This window comes from Desulfitobacterium sp., from assembly GCF_035539115.1.
Taxonomy (GTDB): domain Bacteria; phylum Bacillota; class Desulfitobacteriia; order Desulfitobacteriales; family Desulfitobacteriaceae; genus Desulfitobacterium_A.
The window spans coordinates 1-24,766 of the sequence record NZ_DATLJA010000029.1; the positions used below are offsets into that span (position 1 = coordinate 1).

Annotated in this window: 22 protein-coding genes; 17 read left to right on the forward strand and 5 right to left on the reverse strand. The window is 43.8% G+C overall.

The features are described 5' to 3' along the window. Nucleotides 1-273: 273 nt before the first annotated feature. Together VM640_RS05080 and VM640_RS05085 are read left to right on the forward strand one after the other, a co-directional pair. Complete coding sequence (locus tag VM640_RS05080) at nucleotides 274-858, forward strand: DsbA family oxidoreductase (protein WP_325390493.1); 585 nt, start codon at nucleotides 274-276, stop codon at nucleotides 856-858. 45 nt (nucleotides 859-903) lie between these two features. Then, nucleotides 904-2,124: an amidohydrolase family protein gene (locus VM640_RS05085; RefSeq protein ID WP_325390338.1), complete on the forward strand. Its 1,221-nt coding sequence runs from the start codon at nucleotides 904-906 to the stop codon at nucleotides 2,122-2,124. Nucleotides 2,125-2,190: 66 nt separating this feature from the next. Here the strand turns inward: VM640_RS05085 and VM640_RS05090 are convergent, their stop codons facing one another. After that, nucleotides 2,191-3,432: an MFS transporter gene (locus VM640_RS05090; RefSeq protein ID WP_325390339.1), complete on the reverse strand. Its 1,242-nt coding sequence runs from the start codon at nucleotides 3,430-3,432 to the stop codon at nucleotides 2,191-2,193. Between the two features lie 257 nt (nucleotides 3,433-3,689). Between VM640_RS05090 and VM640_RS05095 the strand changes: the two genes are divergently transcribed. Genes VM640_RS05095 through VM640_RS05105 form a run of 3 tightly spaced genes read left to right on the forward strand, consistent with a single transcriptional unit; the run spans nucleotide 3,690 to nucleotide 5,787 of the window. Next, nucleotides 3,690-4,163 (forward strand): NfeD family protein, encoded by a 474-nt coding sequence (locus tag VM640_RS05095; protein WP_325390340.1) that lies wholly within the window; start codon nucleotides 3,690-3,692, stop codon nucleotides 4,161-4,163. A 58-nt stretch (nucleotides 4,164-4,221) separates the two neighbouring features. Further along, nucleotides 4,222-5,217, forward strand: coding sequence for a flotillin-like protein FloA (gene floA, locus VM640_RS05100; RefSeq protein ID WP_325390341.1), 996 nt, complete (start codon nucleotides 4,222-4,224; stop codon nucleotides 5,215-5,217). Nucleotides 5,218-5,232: 15 nt separating this feature from the next. Then, nucleotides 5,233-5,787, forward strand: coding sequence for a hypothetical protein (locus VM640_RS05105; protein ID WP_325390342.1), 555 nt, complete (start codon nucleotides 5,233-5,235; stop codon nucleotides 5,785-5,787). A gap of 105 nt (nucleotides 5,788-5,892) precedes the next feature. Here VM640_RS05105 and VM640_RS05110 read toward each other — a convergent pair whose 3' ends face one another. Then, complete coding sequence (locus VM640_RS05110; RefSeq protein WP_325390494.1) at nucleotides 5,893-6,747, reverse strand: CvfB family protein; 855 nt, start codon at nucleotides 6,745-6,747, stop codon at nucleotides 5,893-5,895. Nucleotides 6,748-7,003: 256 nt separating this feature from the next. On the opposite strand from VM640_RS05110, the gene VM640_RS05115 reads away from it, so the two are divergent. From VM640_RS05115 to recQ, 9 genes are all read left to right on the forward strand, one after another. After that, a complete protein-coding gene (locus VM640_RS05115; RefSeq protein WP_325390343.1) occupies nucleotides 7,004-8,260 on the forward strand; it encodes a hypothetical protein in 1,257 nt (418 codons plus the stop codon). Nucleotides 8,261-8,520: 260 nt separating this feature from the next. After that, entirely contained in the window at nucleotides 8,521-9,267 is a 747-nt protein-coding gene (locus VM640_RS05120; protein ID WP_325390344.1) for an ABC transporter ATP-binding protein, read from the forward strand. Further along, nucleotides 9,239-9,991 carry an ABC transporter permease gene (locus VM640_RS05125; protein ID WP_325390345.1) on the forward strand — a complete coding sequence of 251 codons (753 nt, stop codon included), beginning with the start codon at nucleotides 9,239-9,241 and terminating at the stop codon, nucleotides 9,989-9,991. The genes VM640_RS05120 and VM640_RS05125 overlap by 29 nt, the downstream gene beginning before the upstream one ends. 9 nt (nucleotides 9,992-10,000) lie before the next feature. Beyond that, nucleotides 10,001-11,446, forward strand: a complete 1,446-nt coding sequence (locus tag VM640_RS05130) for a sensor histidine kinase (protein WP_325390346.1) — start codon at nucleotides 10,001-10,003, stop codon at nucleotides 11,444-11,446. Between the two features lie 23 nt (nucleotides 11,447-11,469). After that, nucleotides 11,470-12,174, forward strand: coding sequence for a response regulator transcription factor (locus VM640_RS05135; RefSeq protein ID WP_325390347.1), 705 nt, complete (start codon nucleotides 11,470-11,472; stop codon nucleotides 12,172-12,174). Between the two features lie 92 nt (nucleotides 12,175-12,266). After that, on the forward strand, nucleotides 12,267-13,271 hold the full coding sequence (locus VM640_RS05140; protein WP_325390348.1) for an NADH:flavin oxidoreductase: 1,005 nt from the start codon (nucleotides 12,267-12,269) through the stop codon (nucleotides 13,269-13,271). Between the two features lie 235 nt (nucleotides 13,272-13,506). Beyond that, a complete protein-coding gene (locus tag VM640_RS05145; protein ID WP_325390349.1) occupies nucleotides 13,507-13,728 on the forward strand; it encodes a hypothetical protein in 222 nt (73 codons plus the stop codon). Nucleotides 13,729-13,845: 117 nt separating this feature from the next. Further along, nucleotides 13,846-17,121 (forward strand): DEAD/DEAH box helicase, encoded by a 3,276-nt coding sequence (locus tag VM640_RS05150; protein WP_325390350.1) that lies wholly within the window; start codon nucleotides 13,846-13,848, stop codon nucleotides 17,119-17,121. A gap of 48 nt (nucleotides 17,122-17,169) precedes the next feature. Then, nucleotides 17,170-19,374 (forward strand): DNA helicase RecQ, encoded by a 2,205-nt coding sequence (recQ, locus tag VM640_RS05155; protein WP_325390351.1) that lies wholly within the window; start codon nucleotides 17,170-17,172, stop codon nucleotides 19,372-19,374. A gap of 2 nt (nucleotides 19,375-19,376) precedes the next feature. Here the strand turns inward: recQ and VM640_RS05160 are convergent, their stop codons facing one another. Continuing rightward, nucleotides 19,377-19,949, reverse strand: a complete 573-nt coding sequence (locus tag VM640_RS05160; protein ID WP_325390352.1) for a hypothetical protein — start codon at nucleotides 19,947-19,949, stop codon at nucleotides 19,377-19,379. Between the two features lie 364 nt (nucleotides 19,950-20,313). Between VM640_RS05160 and VM640_RS05165 the strand changes: the two genes are divergently transcribed. Then, nucleotides 20,314-20,616, forward strand: coding sequence for an SHOCT domain-containing protein (locus tag VM640_RS05165; RefSeq protein ID WP_325390353.1), 303 nt, complete (start codon nucleotides 20,314-20,316; stop codon nucleotides 20,614-20,616). Between the two features lie 160 nt (nucleotides 20,617-20,776). On the opposite strand, the gene VM640_RS05170 is transcribed toward VM640_RS05165, so the two are convergent. After that, nucleotides 20,777-21,196 carry a hypothetical protein gene (locus VM640_RS05170; protein WP_325390354.1) on the reverse strand — a complete coding sequence of 140 codons (420 nt, stop codon included), beginning with the start codon at nucleotides 21,194-21,196 and terminating at the stop codon, nucleotides 20,777-20,779. Nucleotides 21,197-21,342: 146 nt separating this feature from the next. Between VM640_RS05170 and VM640_RS05175 the strand changes: the two genes are divergently transcribed. Then, complete coding sequence (locus VM640_RS05175; RefSeq protein WP_325390355.1) at nucleotides 21,343-22,599, forward strand: heparan-alpha-glucosaminide N-acetyltransferase domain-containing protein; 1,257 nt, start codon at nucleotides 21,343-21,345, stop codon at nucleotides 22,597-22,599. Continuing rightward, nucleotides 22,599-23,519 carry a phosphatase PAP2 family protein gene (locus VM640_RS05180; RefSeq protein ID WP_325390356.1) on the forward strand — a complete coding sequence of 307 codons (921 nt, stop codon included), beginning with the start codon at nucleotides 22,599-22,601 and terminating at the stop codon, nucleotides 23,517-23,519. The genes VM640_RS05175 and VM640_RS05180 overlap by 1 nt, the downstream gene beginning before the upstream one ends. On the opposite strand, the gene VM640_RS05185 is transcribed toward VM640_RS05180, so the two are convergent. Beyond that, nucleotides 23,509-24,741, reverse strand: a complete 1,233-nt coding sequence (locus VM640_RS05185; RefSeq protein ID WP_325390357.1) for an aminopeptidase — start codon at nucleotides 24,739-24,741, stop codon at nucleotides 23,509-23,511. The genes VM640_RS05180 and VM640_RS05185 overlap by 11 nt on opposite strands. Nucleotides 24,742-24,766: the final 25 nt, after the last annotated feature.

The following is a 24,766-nucleotide window of genomic DNA, read 5'->3' on the forward strand; positions in this document are numbered from 1 at the left end:
CTAGGGCTTCTGCCTTCGCTTTGCTTGGCACAAGCCAAGTTTTCTTTATCCTACGATGCAAGTGGTTAAGTCCGGCAGGATAAGGCAACTAGGCCTACCACCTTCGCTAGGGCTTGGTGCTAGCCAAGTTTTCTTTATCGCTAAAGCTCGGCGAAAGCCGGGTTTTCTTTATAAAAGTGGTACAATAAGGATAAAACGAGTTAATCAAAAGGAGGAATATCTATGGTATTCACCATAAAAGTATACTCAGACTACACCTGACCGTTCTGTTACATTGGCAACGGGATTGTCAAAGAATTAAAAAAAGAGTTTGAAATACAAGATGAATGGATGAGTTATGAGCTCCATCCGGAAATCCCCAAACCGGGCATAGCAATTACTCAATTCTTTCCGGGAATGAACACGCAAGGCATGCAGGAGCAACTAAACTCAATGGGTGCTGCATATGGTCTTATCTTTAAAGAGACGTCTTGGGTTGCAAATACAAATCTTGCGTTGCAGGCCAGCGAATATGCACGTGATCATGGTAAATTCCATGAATATCATGATCAATTACTTTACGCTAATTTTACAGAAGGAAAAAACCTGGGAGAAATTGATGTCCTTCTTGACTTAGCCCAAAATGTCGATTTAGATCCTCAGGAACTTAAAAATGCTCTTCAAGAAAACCGCTATCAAACACGCTTAATTGAAGCCAAGCAGCAGGCAGAAAAAGATCACATTACCGCTACACCAACATTCATGATTAATGATCAATACAAAATCGTGGGTGCGCAAACGCTTCAAAATTTCCGAAAAACCTTACAAGAGATCAGCTCGAAGGGCTCTAATAACAATAATCCATTTACAATTCTTTAATTGTCACTTACTTGAGGAAAGCATGTAAAGTGAAAGTGAGCAGCTATGGAGATTTCTTGCAGTTCCAAGCGTGAAATTTGGAAGATTCCTGAATCAGGCCAAGCCTATCTGGCTGGGTATTGGAGTCCTGAAAAGGGGTTAACTCCGCAACCCACCTACGTGAAATGGCAGGCAGGGAAGATTATTGCCTTAGAATCTATCGATGAACCACAAAATACTTTGGCTAACAAAGACCCAATGTCTCTTACTTCTCAGGAAGTCTTTTCTTGGGACTCCTATTACCTAATGCCTGGCTGGTTAGATGCTCATGTCCACCTTGCCTTGGATAGCCTTGACTTTTACCAGTGTTTAGACAACTGGGCAAGACCTGAACTTATTGACGAAAACATCAAGAAATATTTAAGGGATTATCTCACAAGAGGGATTGTTGCAATTCGAGATGGGGGAGATCTTCCAGGATTCGCCTGGCAGGCTAAGCAAAAGGTGGACTCAGGTCAATGGCAAGGTCCTCAGATTTTATCGGTCCGCGAAGCAGTAAACCGGCAAGGCAAGTACGGTCGCTTCCTTGGACGAGGCTTCAAAACGATCTCAGATTGGAAAGACCAGCAAGAAGCCTTCTTTACACAAGGATTAGATCAGCTCAAAATTGTGGTTACGGGAATTATCAAATTTGATACTTACGGAGTCGTCGGACCCGTGCAGTGGAGCGTTGGGGATCTCAAAGAACTCGTGAAAAGTGCCCATGATCGAGGAATTTCCGTAATGGCCCATGCGAGCGGGGCAGAGGGGATATCTGTCGCGATTGAAGCGGATGTTGATTCGGTTGAGCATGGGTATTATTTGAGGACAGAACAATTAAAACGCATGCAAGCCAAAAAAATCGCTTGGGTACCTACTGTCGCACCGATCGGGAATATCTTAAAATACGACGTCGAGCGTTATTCCGAACAGGAGAAGGCCGTCTTAACTCAAATTCTGCAAAGGCATTTGGCGAAGATTCAAGAAGCCTTTCAACTGGGCGTTTTAATCGGGGTTGGTACAGATGCAGGCGCGTTTCTTGTTCCGCATGGAGATGGCTTTTTTGATGAACTCTCTTGGCTGATTGAAGCAGGACTGCCCAAGGATGAAGTTCTGAGAAGAGGCACTCAGGGCAATGCACGCATTTTTGGTTGGCCAAATTTAGGAACCCTTAAAATCGGGAGTACGATGAATCAACTTCAGCTTAATAGCAATCCGTACAATTTCATAGATCACGTTCATAATTAATAGAGGCCATAGGGATTACCCCATGGCCTCTAATCTTTCTCATTGTTGTCCTTCAAGATATTCGATTCAATTTTTAGGTCCATGTTCCCGAAAATTGAGCCCCCAGGCAATTAAACTTAGAAGTACCATACTTAGTCCTCCCCAGCAAACTCCTTGCCAGCCTCTAACACTCCAGAGGTATACTCCTAAGGTCGAGCCCAGTGCTCCGCCTCCAAAATAGGTGACCATATAAACTGTGTTCAGTCGATTCCTGGCATTGGGGATAAGCGTATAGATCTGGGTCTGATTGGCAATCTGGGCGCTCTGAACGCCCAAGTCTAAAAGAATAACACCTAGGATTAAGCCCCACAGTTGTTTTCCAAGGAGCCCTAAAATCACAAAGGAGAGAAGAGCGATTCCTGCCGCAACCCCGGCAACAGAACGAGGGCTATTTTTGTCCGCGAGACGACCTGCGAGGGGAGCCATTGAAGCCCCAACAACTCCAACGAGTCCGAAAAGACCGGCGACCTCGCTTCCATAAGCATAAGGAGGTTGTTCTAAAAAAAAGACTAAAGTCGTCCAGAATAGGCTAAACGCACCAAAAAGCATTCCTCCCATGAAGGAAGTTTTTCGAAGTACGGGTTGTTTGATAACGAGTTGTCCAAGTGAGCGCATCACTTGGGGATAGGGGATCCGAGAATTTTCTGGTTCGCATTTGGGAAGATAGGTCCTAAGAAGGAGCATTAAAATAAACATGAACCCGGCAGCAATTAAGTACATCATTCGCCAACCTAAGAAGTGTCCGATCATTCCACTCACCAGGCGTGCCAGTAAAATTCCAAAGAAGAGTCCGCTCATGACGAGTCCGACCACTCGCCCCTGTTCCTGCGGCTTTGCCAATTGCGCCGCGAACGGTACGATCAGCTGTGGAACGATAGTTGTTGCTCCTACAGCAAAACTCGCAAGCTCCAACATCGTAATATCAGGGGCAAAGGCCATTGCCAGTAAGGCGAGAATTACCGCCCCAAGTAAATTCGTGATCAATTTCCTGCGTTCCCTCAAATCTCCAAGTGGAATAAAGAAAAACATACCTAAGGCATACCCGATTTGAGTGAGCATCGAAATATTTCCAATTCGACTTGCCGACACCTGAAAAGTTTGAGCCATCTCAACGAGTAAGGGCTGATTATAGTAAAGATTGGCTACTGAGGCTCCTGCTCCGATGGCCATGATCCAGATCAAGCCTTTGGAAAGTCTAGAGCTAGGAGGATTTTCCAAAGGGTGTGTCGAAGGTCTTTCCAAGGAATCCTGATAAAGAGGCTGACTCATCGCGCTTACTCCTTTAAGATAGAACTTAGATTGTCTTTTCTTTAGATTTCTATCCGAATTATTTAGGTATAACTATTATTGTAGCTATACATCCAAGAAGTTACAACTAGAAGTGTCTCGCCTTATCCCCCAATTAGAAGTATAATTAGGTGCTGACAGCGAATAGTCTATTAGCATGGATCTCCGTAATTTTCATTTTTAAGGAACCCGGCGAGAGTTCGTAACGTGGAATTTAAGTTTGAGAGGGGAGAAGAACGATGGGGCCGGGATTAGCATCAACTCTATTCATCTTAGGAATCATTTTACTGTTTCTAGAGATCTTTGTTCCTGGAGGAATTCTAGGACTACTAGGGATTATCTTATTCTCAGTTGGAATCTTTCTTACCGTGGATTCCGCCTTACAAGCCCTCTTATACATTGGCGGGATGTTACTCGCCATAGGAATCATAGTACTTCTCAGTTTTCGCTTTTCGCGAACACGCAAATTTTGGCAAAGATTTTCTCTAAGTACCCGTCAAACTAAAGCAGCCGGCTATGTTGCTTCCAAGCTTAGTTATGAAAACTTTCTTGGCCGGGAAGGGGTAGCTCTCAGTCAGCTTCGCCCAGCCGGGACCGCGGATTTCGCAGGGGAACGTCTTGATGTGGTAACCGAAGGAGGGTTTATCCCACAAGGATCAAAAATTAAAGTTATTGACGTTGAAGGTGCCCGTGTGATTGTGAGAGAGGAATAGCACAGTAAAAATAATCAAGAGAGAAAGCGAAGGTGAAGCCCGTTACCGGGCGTGAAAAATGGCAAGTACGATTATGTCACTGATTCTTTTAGCAATAGCCCTTCTAATTATCGGGATTTTGTTTACTTTTATTCCGATCGGACTCTGGGTATCAGCTTTAGCGGCTGGGGTTAATATTGGGATCATCACACTAATTGGAATGAGACTACGGAGAGTCACTCCCTCGAGAATTGTCAATCCACAAATTAAAGCCCATAAAGCGGGTTTAGATATCTCAACCTCCCAATTAGAAGCTCACTTTTTAGCGGGTGGGAATGTGGATAAAGTGGTTAACGCTTTAATTGCGGCTGAACGTGCCGAGATTCCATTGCCTTTTGAGAGAGCCGCCGCAATCGATCTCGCTGGCCGAGATGTTCTCCAAGCCGTTCAAATGTCTGTTAATCCTAAAGTTATTGAAACTCCAATCGTTTCCGCAGTGGCACAAAATGGGATTGAATTAAGAGTGAAGGCTCGCGTTACTGTGCGCACCAATCTTGATCGTCTTGTTGGTGGTGCAGGAGAGGAAACGATTATTGCTCGGGTCGGTGAAGGAATTGTCACAAGCATTGGTTCATCGCTCTCGCACAAACAGGTCTTAGAAAATCCAGACTTGGTTTCTCGTACCGTTCTAGCCAAAGGACTCGATTCAGGAACGGCCTTTGAAATCCTCTCGATTGACATCGCCGATGTGGACGTTGGTAAGAACATTGGGGCACAACTTCAAACCGATCAAGCTGAAGCGGATAAACGTATTGCCCAGGCAAAAGCTGAAGAGCGTCGCGCGATGGCAGTTGCCCTAGAACAAGAGATGAAAGCCTCCATCCAAGAAATGAGGGCAAAGGTTGTTGAAGCAGAAGCTGAAGTTCCTCGAGCCTTGGCTGCGGCCTTAAGAGAAGGAAAAATGGGAGTCATGGATTATTACAATATGAAAAATATCATGGCCGATACCTCAATGAGAGAAAATATCGCCGGTTCCGGCAAGGTTGAGTCTGGCGATCCCAGCCCGAAAAAGTAGTAGGGAGGGATACCCATGGATATATTTTCCTGGTTACCAATTATCGTGATTATCCTTGTAGCCTTATCCTCGGCCAATAATAAGCTTCAAGGAAAACCTGGTTCAAAACCGCACGACCAACCTTCTCCTTGGGCTCGAGGTTTTGATCCTCGGAGTTTCGAGCTTCCCAAATGGCTTACTCAGGAAGGACCCCTGAAAGAGTCAGGACACATTTGGGACGAATTTAAAAGCTTTAATGAGTATCCTAAGAAAGGCTTAACTGACACTGAAGGAACAATTAGTGTTGAAGGAACTGCTGGAGAGGAGGGTACTTCTGGGAATGAGGGTACGATTGGGATTGAGGGGTCCTCTGGAACAGAAGGAACTTCTGGGCGAGAAGGGACTTCAGTGTTATCAGGAAATGATGCTAAGGAGCGTATTTCTGAACTCAGAACCCCGATTACGCCTGAAATTTCTTCCCAATCTCAAGGCTTATTCCTAAACTACTTCCCTGCCGATGCCGTTCTAATGCGCGCGGTGGTGTGGGCCGAAATTCTGGATAAACCCAAGGCCCTAAGAAAACGGAAGTAGACTTAATCTCTGGATAGATAAGTAAAAGAGCAAGAATTCCTCGAATTAGGGGTTTCTTGCTCTTTTTGTACGTTCTTTATTCCCTATATTACTGACTACCTATGTTTAGCTCTCAATGTTTCCAGACTTGAGTTTAAAACCATTCTCCGTCTTCTGAATTCTTCCAGACTTAAGTAAACCACCGATCGCCCGTTTAAATTCAGACTTACTCATTTTAAACATCTTCTCAAGCTCCGCCGGACTTGCTTTTTCACCCAAAGGAAGATTTCCGTCATTTTCTTGCATCGCTTTGAGAAGATGCTGGGCGTCGATACTCATTTGCTCATAAGAAAGCCTACGTGTCGAAAGATCGAGTTTGCCATCTTCCCGAACCCGGATGACCCTCGCCTGAATTCGATCTCCCACATGAAGATCGGTAAAATTCTCCGTGTTCGGAATAAGTGACTTATATAGGTTATCCACGGCTACGAAGGCGCCAAATTCTGGCTGAATCTGATATATTGTTCCTATGACTGAGTCGTTTTTTTGATAAGGCGCATCCGAGCTTAGAAATTCAGAGATATCCGTTGTACAACAAAGTCTATCCGTTTTATCAATGTAGACAGAGACTAAATAACTTTTTCCTAGTACAATAGGGAATTTTTGTTCACTAAACGGTAAAAACAAACCCCGCTCTAGCCCGAACTCCAAAAAAGCTCCAATTCCCGTTTTGGCGGTAACCGTTAGATAGGCAAGATCTCCAACTTGAGCAAGAGGAGTCCGGGTCGTCGCGATCAAACGGTTTTCGGAATCTCGGTAGATAAAAACATCAAGGAAGTCACCCGCTTTTGCCTCAATTGGCCGCTGCTTTTCCGGCAACAATACATTATCGATGCGGTTTCCGGTCCCCGCATCGAGATAGGCCCCAATGGACACGAGATTTGATATTTGAAGTCGATTAAATTTACCAATCTGAATAATATGAATTCCCCCTAGTCTTCAGCTGTAATACGTTCTTTTTATAAAATAACTTTAATTATAACACAAGGTCAAATTCTCTGCTATTTTCCCATCTTTCCTACTTTCTTATTTATCGCTTAGCGTGTTTTTTTTAACTTTTTTACGTTCATTTGGAAAGTTTATACTTTGTTTAGATTCTGTTAACAGAAAATCAATGTGTTTGCGTTAGAATACAGTTAGGGAAGCTTCCTGAAGTAAAATAAAGGAGTCACAAAGAATGAAAATTAAAAAGAAGACCGCCATGATCGTGAGTTTTGCTCTCGGCAGCTTGATCTTCGCCACGACAGCCTTGGCGGACATTGCGAGCAAGAGCGGGTATGACCAATTAAAAGACACGCTTAAAGTCACCGCTGAGAATTGCAGTGATAAACTTAATAGTTATACGATGGATTTTACCATGGTCCTGAAGGACAATGGTAAAACGCTAACCTCCCAAAATGAGATTCATAAATATGATCGGAGTAAAAGTGCTGAAGAGAATATATCTTCTCGTGAAGGCATTGTGAGTGGAAAATACAATAGTCGGAGTTACACAGATCCTGTGACCATAATCCGGAAGAATGACGAAGAGCAAGCGTTCAATGTTACCGAATTCACCAAGCCCCAGAAGGTTAAAGCCTTTGACAATCCCTTTATAAGCAACCGTGCAGTGGATGTCGAGAAGATTGCCGATGCAGTGGTTGGAAGCCTGAAAGACCAAGTGATCGTCAAAGAAAATCCTGATGGAACCAAAGATTTCAGTGGTTCTTTGAGCGAGGTTCAAATTCCTACCCTCGTGAATGCTATCGCCTCCTTTCAATTGAAACAAGATTTGAATGGCCGTAATCAAGAAACCCCACAACTCGCTCAAGACATTTTCGTTAAAGAAATCAAAGGTTCGGCCCATGTCAACCCGGAAGGACTTCTGGAAAACATCTTAGGCACAGCAACGATCATCGGTAAGGATGAGCAAGGAAACGACCACGAAGTTACGGTTGAAATTCTCTTCAAACTATCTGGGATTAACTCCACAGTCGTGACTAAACCTGATCTCACTGGGCAAAAAGTCAATAAACAAGTTGCTAATAATCTAAATGGTCCCCAACAGATCTCGAATCGCGAAAAGTTCGTCGGCAAATTTAAAAACGATATGATTATTGAAAAAGACGGGAAATACGTAAAAATTGGCGAGAGATTTATCGAGATCACGCAACTTGACCAAAACCATGTTGTAGGGAAATATTACGAAGAATATAAACCCGGTTATGAAGTAAATGCTGCTAATAAGGAGAATTTTAGCTTTGATGCCCCATTTAACAGCGGCGAGAAAAAAGACCCCAATAGTGTGAACTTCGACGTTACAAATGAAGCAGGGGTCAAAACTCAAGGGAATATTCACTTTGATGAGAATCTTGGAAAACTCAATTTAGGTATTAATGGAAGAATGATGGGGAACCAACCTTTTGATTCTACGTTCAGCCCAGATTTAGAGTAAACCTACCACTCTGCAGCAGCATCATCTGGACGAGGACTCTACGCGGGCAGATATCAAGCTTGGGCAAAACTACTCTTACTTAAGTGGGACGAGTCACAGGGCAGAAAGCCTCTCTGAAGATTGCTCACGACGTAGGATGGGTTTCGCCCCAAGCCCTTGCTCAAGAAGAAATTTCAACGGCAAAGGGTTGACTCGCCGACTTATATACAATTCAAAGCTATTTTCATTTAGAATTTACTTTTTTAATTGGAGGCCAGTAGATGGATAAAGAAAAAGTCATCGAAATCCAAAATCTAACCAAGCGCTACCCCAATGGTCGGGGGATTGAGGATATTAACCTTGAAATCTTTAAGGGAGACATTTTTGGCTTTCTTGGTCCCAATGGGGCAGGAAAGACCACCGCAATGAAGATCATGACCGGGCTCATTCGTCCGAACCGCGGAGATGTGAAGATTTTCGGGACGAGCGTCATGGAAGAATACGAGAAAGCTATGGCCTCAGTCGGCTGTATCATTGAAATGGCGGAATCTTACCCGTATCTAACGGCCTATGAGAACCTCAGACAGTTTGCCCGCTATTCCTCGCAAGTTAGCCGGCAGCGCATCGAGGAAGTCCTTGAACTGACCGGAATGCTCAAGTTCAAGGATGAAAAACCTAAAAAGTTCTCCCTGGGCATGAAACAACGTTTGGGGCTGGCCGCTGCCATTCTGACCCACCCTAAGGTGGTCATTCTCGATGAACCGCTTAATGGTCTGGATGTGGAAGGGATGATCGATATCCGCAATCTTATTAAACACCTAGCGGAAAACGAGCAGACCACATTTTTTATTTCCAGTCATCTCATCCATGATGTCGAACTTACCTGTGACCGCGTTGGCGTGATCTATAACGGAAGAATGCTCAACGTTGAGAGCACCGAAAATATCTTGAGAAACTATGCCACCCTGGAAAATTATTTTGTGAGTGAGGTCGAAAGAAATGGCCGTATTCCAAATTGCGCTGGTTAACGAACTGGAAAAACTTTATAAGAAGAAAAAAGCCTTAGCGGCAGTTATTCTGTCGCTCGCTGTGATTATTCTCGGTCAACTTGGCGTCCTTGGGGTCAGAACGGGTTTTGGAATTCGTGGAGCCGGGAATATCGCGTTTCCGATGCTCGTGCTGTCCGTCGTCGTCAACACGATTTTGCCGCTTTTTACGGCCCTAGTGACGATTGATAGTTTCTCAGGAGAGTTTGCCCAAAATACGATGAGAATTACCTTAACCCGACCGGCCAGCCGGTTTAAAATTTTCATGGCTAAAATTACAGCCATTACCCTTTTTATCCTGACCATACTCGTCTTGCTCCTCATTCTCTCCTTAATCGCCGGTTTTTTATTTAACGTCAGCTCAGCCACCGCGAGTGACGTGCTCAAAACAGTCCTTGCCTATGCTGTAAGCATCCTACCCCAGTTTATCTTAGCTTTGGGGATTGTCCTGATCGCTAATCTCTTCAAAAGCGGGGTTTCCGTCTTTTTTATCTCAATCCTTGGCTTTCTCGGATTCAAAGTTCTCGGCCTTGTCTTTTCGCAGTATGCCAGTCTACTCCCGACGACCCAATTGGATTGGTATACGTTATGGATCAGCAATACTTTTCCTTTGCTTAAAATCCTTCGCCAGTTCTTACTCATGGTGGGGTATGCTATAATGTTACTTACAGCCGGGTTTTATTTCTTTGATAAAAAAGAATTTTAGGGTGACAATATGGACCTAAAACGTCGTTTAATCGTTACCAATGCCACCACAGTGATTATCCCTTTGATCGTTACTGTGGTGTTTGCAATGGCTTTTTTGTTCATTTCCAACAATCTATCAAACCATGATCTCTCTCTTGAGAATTATCAAAAACAATCAAAAGTTAAACTTGAACTTTTGAATATAGAGCAAAGCATTTTACGACAGACGCCAGAGGCGATTGAATCCCCGGAGTTTCAGAAGAATATACAGGATCGTTTGTCCACGATCAATGGAGATGTCATAATTCTCAAGGATGAACAGGTTCTTTTTACATCACACAATATAAGTAAAATCGATATTGCCAAGAGTCTGGATGCGGGAAATTCAAAGTGGGGAAACTCGACCGTCAAGATTGGGAACGTGCCCTATAGCGTACAAGCGGTTAAGCTCTCCTTAGCCGGGAGATCGACAGGGACCGTATTAATGCTCGCACCCGTGGATCTTGCTTCAGCAAGCGATATGACCCATTTTCTTATTTTTGTTGCCATCATTTTTATCCTGTTCTTCGTCTTGACCAATGTTCTTGTATCCTATCAGTTTGCCCACAGAATTTTGTCTCCTTTAAATCACTTAAAAAAAGCCGCGACCGAAATTAGCGGGGGTAATCTCGATTTTCCCATTGTCGAAGAAGGGGATCAGGAACTTCAGGAACTTTGCCGCGATCTCGAACTCATGCGCCTTAAACTCAAGGACTCCATTCACACGCAATTAAAGTTTGAAGAAAACCGCAAAATGCTGATTTCAAGCATTTCCCACGATCTAAAAACACCGGTCACCTCCATCAAGGGCTATGTTGAAGGAATTATGGATGGAGTGGCGAATACCCCCGAAAAGCAAGAACGCTATTTAAAAACGATTTATACCAAAGCTCAACTCGTAGACGAAATGATTGAGGATCTGCTGCTTTACGCTAAACTTGATCTAAATCAGCTTCCCTTTGATTTCGAACGAACGGACATCAGCGAATATCTTTATGAGTTTGTCCGTGAGAACGAGCCCGAATGTACTAAAAATGGGATTCAACTCACTTTGCAAAAGGAGCTCTCCCAACCCTACACGATCCAGTTAGACCGTGCTCGTTTTCGCAGAGTCCTCATGAACATTTTAGATAATTCAAGAAAGTATATGACAAAAGAAGATCGCGAGCAGGCAGGGCTCATTCAGATCTCGCTCCGTGAAACCCCTTCCAGTGTTATTCTCGAGCTTCGAGACAATGGAATTGGGATTCCGGAAAAGGATTTATCGCATATCTTTGATCGTTTCTATCGCTCAGACACGTCTCGCGGAGAAATCAAAGGGAGTGGCTTGGGGCTTGCTATTGCGAAACAAATCGTCGAAGGGCACAACGGAAGAATATGGGCACTCAGTCACGCTCAGGAAGGAACAAGCATCCTGATTTCTCTAAGCAAGTGAATTCTCAAGGAGGTGAATAATGCGTGAAGAAAATTCTGATCATCGAAGATGACCTCAGTATTGCGGAGCTGCAGAAGGATTACCTTGAAATCGCAGGCTTTGAGGTACTCATTTGTACGGACGGCAGGGAAGGATTAACGGTTCTGGAAGCAGCAGATAACGCATTCTGCCTCCTGATTCTGGATATCATGCTTCCCGGTCTCGATGGTTTAGATATCCTTCGCCAGATCAAGGAGGATAAGGATATTCCGGTTCTTCTCGTTTCCGCCAAAAAAGAAGAAATCGATAAAATAAAAGGCTTAAGCCTTGGAGCTGATGACTATATCACCAAACCTTTTAGCCCTGGGGAACTCGTCGCTAGGGTCAAGGCTCATCTTGATAATTACGAACGCTTAAAACAACGCTTCAGCGAAGGGCTCAACAAGCAGAAGGTTTTGTCCATTCGTGGTCTGAAAATAGAAAAAGAGGCGCGTCGGGTTTTCGTTCAAGGCGAAGAAGTGAGTCTGGCTCAGAAGGAATTCGATGTGTTACTCTTTCTCGCTCAATATCCCAATCGAGTATTTAGTCGAGACAAACTTTTTGAACAAATCTGGGGCTTAGAAGCTTTCGGAGAATCCTCTACAGTAACTGTACATATTGCCCGAATTCGGGAGAAAATAGAAAGCGATCCTTCAAATCCGCAATATATTGAGACAGTTTGGGGAGCGGGGTATCGGTTTAGGGTATGAGGTATATTCGTAATCCAATCTATAGTGAGTTATAATTAAGAGATGGCATTCTAGGTTCTCTAAATTTAACCTAAATATTGGAGGAATTCCTTATGATAAAATTACTTCTGCCCTTGCAAGCAGGTCCACTAACCTTGGCCAATCGTTTAGTCATGCCACCGATGGCTACTTCTAAAGCTGAAGCTGATGGCCAAGTGAGTCAAGCTATTCTTGACTATTATACCGAAAAATCAGCAGGAGGATATCTCTCACTGATCACCATTGAACATAGCTATATTCGACCCGAGGGCAAAGCTAGCCAGAATCAGCTTTCGGTCGCCGACGATCGGATGATTAAAGGCTTAGCGAAGCTAGCCCAAGTTATTCATCAGAATGGTTCCAAAACAATGATGCAGCTCAATCATGCTGGAAGTCAGACCACCGAAGAAATTACCGGTTTTTCACCAGTCGCTCCTTCGGCTGTTCTTAACCTGCGCAATGGAGATAAACTTCCTCGTGAATTGACCCATGAAGAAATGATTGAGCTTGTTTTGGCCTTCAAAGAGGCTGCTCGCCGAGCAAAGGCTGCTGGTTTTGACGGGGTCGAAATTCACTCTGCCCACGGTTACCTATTGAACCAGTTCTTGTCTCCACTTACGAATAAGCGTACCGATGAATATGGAGGTACACTTTTAAACCGAATTCGGCTTCATCTTCAAGTGATTGAAGCTGTTCGATCTGAAGTTGGACCTGATTATCCTATTTTCTTGAGACTTGGAGCTTCCGACTTTATGGAAGGGGGAACGACTCTCGAGGATAGCCTAATTGCAGCTCAAGAATTTGAAAAAGCAGGCATCAATGGGCTTGACATTTCGGGTGGTTTCTGTGGCTTTAGCTTACCTGGAAGATCGGATCAAGGATACTTTTCCGACCTCACCGAAGGAATAAAAAAAGTGGTATCAATTCCAGTTATTCTGACCGGTGGCATCACTGAGATAGAAGCAGCAGAACAGCTCCTAGCCGAAGGTAAGGCTGATCTTATTGGGGTTGGCCGGGCTCTTTTGCGTAATTCAAAATGGGCTGAGGAAGGAATCCATAAACTTCAAAGAGAAGGGTAAAGGAAACCTCGAACTAAAAAAGGCAGCTCCTCCCCAAAATAGAGGAGGAGCATGCCTTTTTTTTACTAACAGAAAGTATAAGTTTTGGGCAGATAGCATAAGTGCAACTAAGGCTTCCGCCTACGCCAGAGGCTTGGCGCAAGCCAAGTTTTCTTTACTACTCAGAAAAAGTCTAGAAGAATGACTTAAAGGACCCACGAGCGTAGCTTCTCCTCGAAGGGGACTATAGCGCACGATGCTTCCGTGGGTTAGCGGCGCCAGTGGGCTTGGCCATGGAAACAAGTGCGTAAGCCTTACCACGGCTTACGGGCCTGATGTCGCGGGTGCAACCTTCGGGCGAACAGTTCACTGGACTGTTCGGGATTTGCAGGAGAGACGCACTTCAGGTATTACCTACCCTGAGGTTTGGCAGAGTTCCCACGGAAGCGAGTGTGCCAGCCCCAGAGCGACTAAGTAAACGAATGTGCGTTGCGCCACAACCCTCAATAAGCCGTCCAAGGGTAAACTTCGGAGAATTATGTTATAATAGATTTTATACCTAATTTTTCTCGGAACGATTCAAAGGAGTCTTTTCATGTTACGTCTAGAAATGACGGATAGACAAATACGAAATCTAGCGAGCTATCCGATGGCTTATCAACTGGGTGTTGCGTATTATCAAGCAGGGAAGGTTGGCCCCCTCGAATATAATGCAGCGGAACGAAAAGTGAAGGCCTTTGTTGCCGGAACTTCACGATATCTCATCCAGCTTCAACTTACACCAGAGGGCGGTCTTAGTAGCTATCATTGTAGTTGCCCCGCCTATAGCCAGCATTCCGGGGCGTGTAAACACATTATTGCCGTCCTGAAAAGCACGCAGGTTACCTTACCGCTGATTTTCCAGAAGAAGGCTAACAGTTCCTCAAGCCGAGAATTCTTATCTTTTTTTAAAGACCATGCCCAAGACACTTTTATGGAAGAGCTAAATCTTGAGGTCGAACTTGAGCTTTACGTCGTTCCAAGACACCGAGTATCAGCGCAGTTTTCCTTAAAAGTAGGCTTTCAACGGCTCTATGTCGTTAAGGATGTTGGTCTGTTTTTAAATTCCCTATATAAAGGAAAAACGTTGGAATTTGGCAAGCAATTTACCTTTGAACCTCATCGGCAAACCTTTAACGACCAAGACCGTCCAATTATTGACCTTCTGCTCGAAATGTATGAACAAAATATGGCCTGGACGGAAATGTTAAACACGTATGCTGGCTCAGTCTTTAACAGCAAAAAACTCATTCCTTTAAAAGGAGTCTATTTCAGAAAATTTCTGGATGCTCTTGGGGATAAACCTTTTAATCTTTATCAAGAATCTGCTCCTCTGTTACAAACCCAAATTATCCGTCAGGCGCTTCCCCTTGAACTCACTCTGAATTCCGAGGCGGAAAATCTTGCTTTGACGTTAGACGTAGAAGAGCTTCCCCTTCAATTACTTCCGGATGCGAGTTATTTCTTATACCAGCAGAAAATTTACCAAGCGACTCCGGCTCAACAAGAAATTCTTCCTTCAATGCTCAAGGCAATACATCAAGAATACTCTTCAACCTTGATCTTACCCTCTGACAGCAAAGAATTTTTCATTTCCGAAGCACTACCCTCGCTCGAAAAAATGGGCAAGGTTTCGATTGCCCCTGGACTCGCCGAAAAGTTCAGCCGAGAGAACCTCGTGACCCAGATTTATTTTGAACGGGGCAATGATGATGGTATCGCTGCTCGGGTTGAGTTCCATTATGGGGAAAACTCCATCAATCCCTTTGCGCCAGTAGGAGGAACCCATACTTTCAAGGATTCCCACGATGTGATTTTAATCCGTGCTGTTGAAGAAGAGCGCAAAGTCTTAACTCTGCTCGAACTCGCAGAATTCAGCGTTAATCAAGGGAAAATTCATCTGGAAGATGACCATAAGATCTTCGAATTTGCCACAACCTATCTTCCCCAACTCCAAGAACTCTCTGAAATCTTTTACTCTGATGATTTTAAACTAACTATTCATAACTCGGTCTCATTTGCTGGGGCTGTTCGTTTGGATGAAAAGCTGGATTTACTTGAGATATCCTTTCAATATAGCAATATTGACGAGACAGAATTAGCCGATATCTTCCAGGCACTGAACCTTAAGAAAAAGTACTACCGCCTTAAAGATGGCTCCTTCCTCAATTTGCACCAGCCCGAATTGGAAACCGTGGCTCGGCTCGTTGATTATTTGGATCTCAAAGCAGAAGACCTGGAGCAAACCGTTCTCAGACTCCCGAAATATCGCGCTCTCTATATCGATAACTATCTTCGTCAGGCCAATTTACCTGGAATCCAGCGTAACAAGGCGTTTAAGCAACTGGTCCAGAGTATCCTCGAACCGCATGACGGAGATTTTGAGATTCCACCTTCCCTTCAAAATGTGCTTCGTGATTATCAGAAAACAGGGTTTCAATGGTTAAAAACTTTGGCTGCCTATGGTCTAGGCGGAATCTTAGCTGATGACATGGGTCTCGGCAAAACCTTACAAGTCCTTGCTTTCATTCTTTCTGAGAAACCGACTGCTTCCCAACCTGCGCTCGTTGTCGCCCCAACTTCCGTGATTTACAACTGGCAGGAGGAAGCCCTCAAATTTGCTCCGGAATTGAACGTCCTCGTTGTCGATGGCCCTCCCCAGGTAAGGCAAGACCTACTTGCTGATCTCGACGGTTGGGATCTTGTGGTGACTTCTTATCCGCTCCTGCGGCGCGATACGGAGACTTATGCGCATCTCGAATTTTCCTATTGTTTTTTGGATGAAGCACAACACATTAAGAACCCGCAAACAATCAATGCCAGATCCGTCCAACAACTCCAGGCTAAAGGATATTTTGCGTTGACCGGAACTCCGATCGAAAATTCGCTCTCAGAACTTTGGTCCATCTTTCAATTTATCATGCCAGGGTATCTTTTATCACACCCTGATTTTCGGAAGAAGTTTGAAATTCCTATCGTCAAAGGGGATGATTCTGAACCTCTGATCGAGCTCAGTCGGCACGTTACTCCTTTTATCTTGCGTCGTCTCAAAAAGGATGTTCTCTTAGAGCTTCCCGATAAGATTGAAACCCGGATGAGCGCTCAGATGACGGAAGAACAGACGAAGATTTATCTCGCCTTTCTCCAGGAAGCCCAAAAAAATATTGCCCGAGAGATCGCCTCTGTCGGTTTTGAAAGAAGTCAGATTAAGATTCTCGCCGCACTTACCCGACTTCGTCAGATATGTTGCCATCCCGCGATGTTCGTTGAAAATTACACGGGAGGAAGCGGCAAAATGCAACTGTTTGAGGAAGTCATCGCCAATGCCCTAGACAGCAGTCATCGTATTTTGGTTTTTTCCCAATTCACAACCATGCTCGATATCATCCAAAAACATCTGATCTCCAAGAAGATTGAACATTTTTATTTGAGGGGTTCAACCAAATCAACAGATCGGATGAAAATGGTTCAGTTATTCAACAATGGGGTAGGTCAGATCTTTCTTATTTCTTTAAAAGCTGGCGGAACTGGGCTCAACCTGACTGGTGCGGATATGGTGATCCATTTTGATCCCTGGTGGAACCCGGCCGTCGAAGATCAGGCAACAGACCGAGCTCACCGAATCGGTCAGAAAAATGCCGTGCAGGTCATTAAACTCGTTACGCAAGGAACGATCGAAGAAAAAGTCCTGGTCCTACAGGAAAAGAAGAAGGCACTTATTCAAGCTGTCATACAGCCGGGTGAAACTATGATTTCTAAGTTGACCGAGAAAGAGCTTGTGGAGCTTTTTGATCTAGATGAAAAAGGAAGTTCGCTACCAATAGAACTTTAACCTTTATCGCGTAATTAAAAGAGAACCCTTCCTAAGGAGTTGTTTTTTATGATGGATAAAGCCTTGCAAACGTTACAGCATTATTTCGGTTACTCCCAGTTTCGGTTAGGACAAAATGAAGTCATCGTAAGTTTGCTTTCAGGAAAGGATACCTTAGCAATTATGCCGACTGGCGCAGGGAAATCATTAGCCTATCAGATCCCTGCACTTTTATTTAAAGGGGTAACCCTCGTTATTTCTCCGCTTATTTCTTTAATGAAGGACCAAGTGGATGCGCTCCAGGAATATGGTGTCCCAGCCACATTTATTAATAGTTCGCTTTCTCCCCGTGAAACCTTATCCCGTATTGAACAGACAAAGCGCGGAGAATTTAAATTACTCTATATCGCTCCCGAACGTTTGGAAACGGAAAGTTTCCTCGCCCTCCTTGAAACCATTGAGCTTTCTTTTATTGCTATTGATGAGGCCCATTGTGTTTCCCAATGGGGTCATGATTTCCGCCCAAGCTATCTCCGAATTGGGCAATTCCTACAACGACTTCAAGCACGCCCGTTAATTGGTGCCTTTACCGCTACGGCAACTGAAGAAGTCAAAGAGGATATCCTTCGCCTGTTAAAACTTCAAGATCCTAAAGTTTTCGTTACAGGTTTTGATCGGCCCAACCTCACCTTCTCAACCCTCCGCGGGGAGAACCGCAGAGTTTACCTATTAGATTACGTTAAAACTCATTCCGATGAGTCAGGAATCATCTACGCTGCCACACGTAAAGAAGTCGATGCCCTGCAGACATTTCTGCGTGGGAAAGGTCTACCTGTCGGAAAATACCATGCTGGGATGAGTGATGTGGACCGTCAAAAAAACCAGGAAGATTTTCTCTATGATAAAGCACCTATTATCGTGGCAACCAACGCTTTTGGTATGGGCATCGATAAATCGAATGTGCGTTATGTTATTCATTATAATATGCCGAAGACTATGGAAGCGTATTATCAGGAAGCCGGTAGGGCAGGGCGTGATGGCGAACCTGCCGAATGTATTCTTCTATTCTCCCCGCAAGATGTCGTACTGCAACGTCATATGATCGAGCAAACAACATTACAGCCTGAACGCAGGGAAAATGAACTTAATAAGCTTCAGGAAATGATGGATTACTGTCATACCACGCGCTGCTTACGTAAAACAATTCTTGTGTATTTCGGAGAAATGAATGTCCCTGAGGAATGTGGTCAATGCAGTAATTGCCTAGATGATCGGGAAACGGTGGATATCACGGTTGATGCGCAAAAGATTTTTTCCTGTATTATCCGGATGCGAGAACGATTTGGAATGAATCTTGTTGCTGAAGTTCTTAAAGGCTCACGCCAAAAAAAAGTCCTTGAACTCCAATTTGACCGACTCTCAACATACGGAATTATGAGCGAGAGGTCTGTTCAGGAAATCAAAGATCGTATGAATTATTTGATGACAGAAAACTATTTGCGCTTATCGACCGGAGAGTATCCCATAGTTAAGCTCGAACCGAAAAGTATACCGGTTCTGAAAGGGGAAGAGAAGGTCTTTCAAAAGATGTCCCGTAAGATTATAAAATCCAGTTCTGACCTCCAAACCTTGTTTGAACGACTTCGCCTCCTTCGACGTAACCTCGCTTCTCGGGAAAATCTGCCTCCTTATATGATCTTTGCTGATAGCACACTTCGGGAAATGGCTGAAACTCGCCCAACTGATCGTGCTGGTTTTATCCGCTTAGGTGGGGTAGGGGAAAAGAAACTTGAAAAATATGGGGCGGAATTTATCGAGGAGATTCAAGCTTTTCTTATGGAAAAACAGGAGACACCTGATGACCTTAAGCAAGAAATGGCCATTAATCAACAGACTTTAACCCCTTCAGAGCAAAAATCTCAAGAAGCAAAGGATCGGCAACCTGCTCGCGAATCAGATTTCGCTACAAATCCTTCCGCGAAAGTCCCAAGTCATCTTCAAACCCTTGAACTTTTTCAGGAGGGAAAAACGTTAGAGAAAATTGCCTCCTTACGGAATTTATCCTTACCTACAATTCAAGACCACCTTATCCGCTGCCAGGATGAAGGTGACGTCATTCCTTGGGAGAAGCTAATCCCGACTGGACAAGAAGAGCTCATTCTTACAGTTATTCAACAAGTTGGCAGGGAAAAATTACGTCCGATTAAGGACGCCCTACCTGAAGAAATCGATTGGTTGACGATTAAAGCCGTGCTCGCTAAGCACAAGCCATAACACTACACTTTTAAATGATAAGCCTTAAGGTAATTGAGAATTTTATCCTTTTCGCTCGTATGCGCATAGACTAAGGGGTGTTCCAGCCCGCCCTCTACTCCCGCCCATTTCATATAAAGTGCTTGTTGATAGGTTTGATTTAGGACAGGATCAGAGTAGGTTAGATGGATGACAATGTACTGGGGAGGAACCTTACCCTCTGCAGGTGAGATGTCTTTGGAAGCAAGCTGGATCATTAGGCGAGTCGTTGTTTCACGTGGAATATCGTTAATCAAGGCGTACTCATCCACATGAACAGGTTTAACATTTAAGCTTTGATCAAAAACATAGGTATTGCTCATTAAATTTGAAGCCGAATGTTTACCCACGTTGGTAAATTCAAATTCAAATGTTATTTCTTTTTGTATCTCAACGGTAGGAGATTCCTTCACACTGAAATAGGGACGGTCCGCTTGGCGCTGTGCCCGCCAGGAAGTAATCGTTATGTAGGCTGTAATCAAGGAAACGATCGCGAAAATCACAGTAGAATAAGTGACGAGAGTCGTCGACCAATCCCGTTCTTTCTTCGAAGCCATACTTCTCCCTCATTCGCAATGTTTCTAATATGTTTATGAATTTTTAAGTCTAATCATTCCAATAGCAAACTTCGACGCACTTATCGCCAATTCTAACTTCCAAACGGGATCGACCATCCCAATGTCTTCGGTATAATTCCGCAAGCTTTAAAAAAAATTCCTATACACAAGGCTGGAGTAGACCTCAATGCAGGCCATACAAATCTTTAATTCACGAAAAGTTCACATTTAATTCATGAGATTATAAGCTTTTTAGCGTATGATAAGCTTAAGATAAAGCAAAGTAAAAGCTTATTAAAAGTCTATGAACCCATGAGGACAGCTCACAAGAGGAATATTGAACGAAATAGGAGGATTGATTCTTATGATTAGTAATTACGCCGGTAATTGGGGAGGGTATGGTGGAGGCTGCGGACTGGGTTACTTTAGCGGGTATGGTGGAGACTTCGGCAGGATGGGACTCTTAGGAATAGGAGTTCATGCTATCTTCTGGATTTTGGTTATTCTCCTTATTTTAGTCCTAGTCCATCGCTATAGAAAGCACAATTCTGGCTCTTTCCTAGGATTTAACCACAATGAGGCTCTAAACATATTGCGTGAAAAATACGCGCGTGGAGAGATTGATACCGAAGAGTATGAACAAAGACGCGATACGCTCTTAAAATAAGTCCAATAAAACCTGCTTTTGGTTGAGAATTGAGCTCTTCCTAAAGCAGGTTTTCTTTATACTAACAGAAAGTATAAGTTTTGGGCAGATAGCATAAGTGCAACTAAGGCTTCCGCCTACGCTAGAGGCTTGGCGCAAGCCAAGTTTTCTTTATCATCTATCATCGGCCTATACACACCGTCCCAAAATACTTGACACATAATCGACAATTCCAGTCTGAACCCATTTTTGACCGAGCACAGGTATATCCCTCTGGCTGAACACTGAAAAGCGGCCAATCATCAGTACGTCCGTGCAAAAGGGCAATATAATGTTTCTGCTGTACCGGATCATGGAGGATAAAATCATACGGAATTTCTTCTGTTCTCTCGATCCAGCCGATCACTTCATATTCCGCAGACAAGGAATTCAGATTACAGTCGTTCAGAGTCAAAATTTGCATGCAATGACCATGATTAATGATCATGGATTTATCCTGCTCAGAATTCCGAGCCAACTCATTCTCCTGGACTTCTCCTAGATAACGAATTTCTTGCAATTTATCAATATAGTCTTTATTGATAATGGGATGCTTTAGCATGAATATCCTTCTCTCAGTCAATATCAATTTTAAACTTAAGAGAATCTAAACGTTTCTTAACCAAATCTCCACCTCATTTTCAGAGTAGATTCAGTTTCGATTTTTATAATTTGAACAGGTAATTCAAAAAGAAAAGAGGGATCGAATTGTCTGACACGTCCAAATCCAATCGTTTAGTGTTTGTTGATCAGTACCGCGGATTGATCATGGTATTGATGGCCCTTGACCACGCGCTATTTTTTTGGAGCAACGGGGGACGGATCAGCAATGAAGGATTACCTTTGATTATTAATGGAGTTTGGCAATTCAATCAACCCGACCAGTTTAGTGCTTTAGGTTATCTTGTTATGCTTCTTTCCAGTCTGGCCGCGCCCGGATTTTTATTTTTATCAGGCTATGTTCTTTCGCGCTCTCTCAAACACCGACGTGAGAAGGGAATGACCCCGGGAGAAATTACCCGCCACCTGTTCCAGAGGGGACTGATTTTAATCGTCCTCCAAATCTTGGTCATATCTCCAGCCTTTAATCTTCCCACAATGATCGAAGCAAAATCTTTATCGTTCTTTTCCGTCGGCACCTTTTTCTCCTTTAGCGTGCTCTCAACCATTGGCACAGGATTTATTTTTCTAGCGCTTATGCAGCGGTTTTCTCCCTGGGTTGGCTTTCTCACGGCTCTGATTCTCTATGCTGGAGAGCAAGTTTTCCTCCCAACCCTGACCCAACTTTTCCCCACGTTAACTCTGACAGGCAAGGCTTTGATAAGCTATTTGCTTTTGCCGATTCCATTCAAATCCTCATATTTTCTCAATCAAAATTTTCCGGTAATACCCTGGCTTGTTCCAATCAGCTTAGGGTGGTTGTTCGGACAAACCTTTAAGTCAGCCAAGGGCGTTATTGATGAAGGAAAGCGTTTCCTCACGTTTGGAGTCGGTTTACTCGTCGCCTTTTTCGCACTCCGTCTGAATCATCTTGGGGATTATCTACCCTATAACGGCTCATTCTCAAGCCTCTTTATTCTCTCCAAATACCCGCCAAGTCTGGATTATTTTCTCTTCTATACCGGAATCATGTTTTTGCTTTTTTACACTTTTATTCATCTAAAAAGGGTCCCCAAATTTTTGCTGATCCTTGAGGACTTCGGTCAAGTCCCCCTCTTTTTCTACTCGCTTCATTTGTGGGTTTATGCGTTGATTCCACTCCTTCTGAATAAATTCAATGTCCTCTCCTTAGAACTAGGGATGATCATCTGGATTTTAGGGCTAAGTATACTTTATCCACTCTCCAAAGGGTATCTCAATTCTCGAACGGGAGCCAAACGACTCCAAGTCCCTGTTCATACCCATTCGACAATAAATAATAATACTATAGAAATACTACCAAAGAGAGTAATGAGGAATTTCTAATGAGCACAATCTACACTTTAAAATTGAAACATCCGACCCTCTTTATTTGGGTGTCTGACCATGTTTACACCTTAATCGCAATTGGAATATTTATTTGCCTGCTCTATGACCCGAACCGCACCGAAGATGGGGCGTATTTACTTCTCGCAGCCACTTTCTGGGGCTTGGACAAAGACCGGCAAAGGACGTCTTGGAAACGCTTTCTACCCCTGGGAATTCCGCTTCTTCTTTTTCCAATTCTCCTTTGGCGCTATTTCCCGCCCCTTTGGAACCAAGTGGTCTACTGGCAACTAGGACTCAAACCCCATCTCTTCGACTGGAACGCCCTCTTTCAATCCATTCCAGGAAATGATGGCAGTCTATTTCGGGTCATAAAGACCCCTTGGTTAACCGCTTATTTTCAATGGATCTATGCCAATGGCTTTACCTTACCCGTTCTTATTCCCGTCCTTCGTTCATTTTTTGCCAAAGACTGGATTAAAATGTTGCACTATGAACTCTCCGCGCACGTTCTTCAGTTTCTTCTCATTTTTCCGTTCTATTTAACGATCAAAGTCAATGAAGTTTGGTGGGTCTTAGGCATCCCAGATGGCATGAACCGAAACTTATCAGCCTCTGATGCAGCTGTCGTCGTCATGAATTGCTTTCCCTCGATGCATACCTCGGTGGCCTTTGCGATGCTGCTTCTGGCTTGGCGCGAAAAAGACCGCCTTTTCCGGATCATATGGACAGTTTTTGGCTTCTCCGTGATTTACTCGACAATGTATTTGGGAATTCACTGGGTGATTGATGTGCTCGGCGGTTTGCTTTTAGGTTATGTCGGCGTCAAACTCGGGGATTGGGTAGTTCATCGGGTCGAAGCAAGGATTGATTACTTTCCACAACAACAAAAACAAGCAACTTCCGATTCTAGGCAATAACAAAGTTGCCCTTTTCGAAAATACTAATTTCTCGTCCGTCTTTGGTCACACCTGTAATCTCTAAATCAGCAGTTCCAATCATAAAATCTTCATGGAGCAAGGAATCATTGACTCCCTCTTTTTCAAGTTCTTCACTGCATAAGGCGTCTCCGCCTTTAAGGCAGACTGGGTACGCCTTGCCAATTGCCAAATGACAGGATGCATTTTCATCGAAGAGGGTATTATAAAACATGATTTTCGAGTTTGAGATCGGGGAATCGTAGGGAACGAGCGCAACTTCGCCTAAATAATGAGAGCCTTCGTCCGTTTCAATTAGACTTTTTAAAGACTCATAGCCCTTTTCCGCGCTATAATCAATGATGCGGCCCTCTTTAAAGGTTAACGAAAAATCTTCAATTAAGCTACCGTTATAATTTAAGGGCATAGAGCTAACCGCTTTGCCAACAACACCCGTCTTTTTCGGCAAAGTAAAAACCTCTTCAGTCGGCATATTAGCAACGAACTCTATCCCGTCTGGCGTAAACTCTGATCCTCCAAGCCAAAGATGACCATCGGGTAGCTCAATTGTTAAATCAGTCCCTAGGGAATTCTGATAATGCAGGGATTTTAAGCCCTGAGCATTCAAATAATCCATCCGTTGCTTCAAGTTTATTTTATGAATTTTCCAGGCTTCAATCGGGTCTGCTTGATCCACTCGAACAGTTTTTAAGATGGCTTTCCACAGCTCTTCGATGCCCTCAACTTCGGTCAACTGCGGGAAAACCTTCTTAGCCCAGGAAGCGGTTGGAATTGAAATGATACACCAGACATTTCGATTGCTCATCAATTGCTCGCGATATTCTTTCATACCTGTACTACTGGCCTTCTGAGCTTTCATCATGCGTACTGGGTCGACATCTTTCATCAATTCCGGATCATTGGCAGCAATACTTAAGATTGCTGCACCTCTCCGGAGATAGCTCATATACATGTCTTTCTGCCAGTCCGGGAACTCGTCGAATACTTCCTCGGCAGCATACGTAAAACGAATTTTGGCGAAAAGTTCATCGTTCCAGACGATTTTCACATCCCGTGCACCTTCTCGCAAAGCCACCTCAGCGATGAGACGAGTGATCGGTGCACATTCGATCGGAGAATTGATCAATAGCGTTTGGTTCTTCCTCAGATTAAGTCCAGTCTTTAGAATTAAACGGGCATATTTTTCAAGGCTGTCCTGATTCATATGTAAAACTCCTTCTTCTTAAATA

Coding starts and splice junctions, on each gene's coding strand:
- VM640_RS05140 (WP_325390348.1), top strand. CDS start 12,267: ATGATAAAATTACTTCTGCCCTTGCAAGCAGGTCCACTAACCTTGGCC.
- VM640_RS05105 (WP_325390342.1), top strand. CDS start 5,233: ATGGATATATTTTCCTGGTTACCAATTATCGTGATTATCCTTGTAGCC.
- VM640_RS05185 (WP_325390357.1), bottom strand. CDS start 24,741: ATGAATCAGGACAGCCTTGAAAAATATGCCCGTTTAATTCTAAAGACT.
- VM640_RS05160 (WP_325390352.1), bottom strand. CDS start 19,949: ATGGCTTCGAAGAAAGAACGGGATTGGTCGACGACTCTCGTCACTTAT.
- VM640_RS05095 (WP_325390340.1), top strand. CDS start 3,690: ATGGGGCCGGGATTAGCATCAACTCTATTCATCTTAGGAATCATTTTA.
- VM640_RS05120 (WP_325390344.1), top strand. CDS start 8,521: ATGGATAAAGAAAAAGTCATCGAAATCCAAAATCTAACCAAGCGCTAC.
- VM640_RS05170 (WP_325390354.1), bottom strand. CDS start 21,196: ATGCTAAAGCATCCCATTATCAATAAAGACTATATTGATAAATTGCAA.
- VM640_RS05180 (WP_325390356.1), top strand. CDS start 22,599: ATGAGCACAATCTACACTTTAAAATTGAAACATCCGACCCTCTTTATT.
- VM640_RS05145 (WP_325390349.1), top strand. CDS start 13,507: ATGCTTCCGTGGGTTAGCGGCGCCAGTGGGCTTGGCCATGGAAACAAG.
- VM640_RS05165 (WP_325390353.1), top strand. CDS start 20,314: ATGATTAGTAATTACGCCGGTAATTGGGGAGGGTATGGTGGAGGCTGC.
- VM640_RS05125 (WP_325390345.1), top strand. CDS start 9,239: ATGGCCGTATTCCAAATTGCGCTGGTTAACGAACTGGAAAAACTTTAT.
- VM640_RS05085 (WP_325390338.1), top strand. CDS start 904: ATGGAGATTTCTTGCAGTTCCAAGCGTGAAATTTGGAAGATTCCTGAA.
- VM640_RS05130 (WP_325390346.1), top strand. CDS start 10,001: ATGGACCTAAAACGTCGTTTAATCGTTACCAATGCCACCACAGTGATT.
- floA (WP_325390341.1), top strand. CDS start 4,222: ATGGCAAGTACGATTATGTCACTGATTCTTTTAGCAATAGCCCTTCTA.
- VM640_RS05090 (WP_325390339.1), bottom strand. CDS start 3,432: ATGAGTCAGCCTCTTTATCAGGATTCCTTGGAAAGACCTTCGACACAC.
- VM640_RS05115 (WP_325390343.1), top strand. CDS start 7,004: ATGAAAATTAAAAAGAAGACCGCCATGATCGTGAGTTTTGCTCTCGGC.
- recQ (WP_325390351.1), top strand. CDS start 17,170: ATGATGGATAAAGCCTTGCAAACGTTACAGCATTATTTCGGTTACTCC.
- VM640_RS05150 (WP_325390350.1), top strand. CDS start 13,846: ATGTTACGTCTAGAAATGACGGATAGACAAATACGAAATCTAGCGAGC.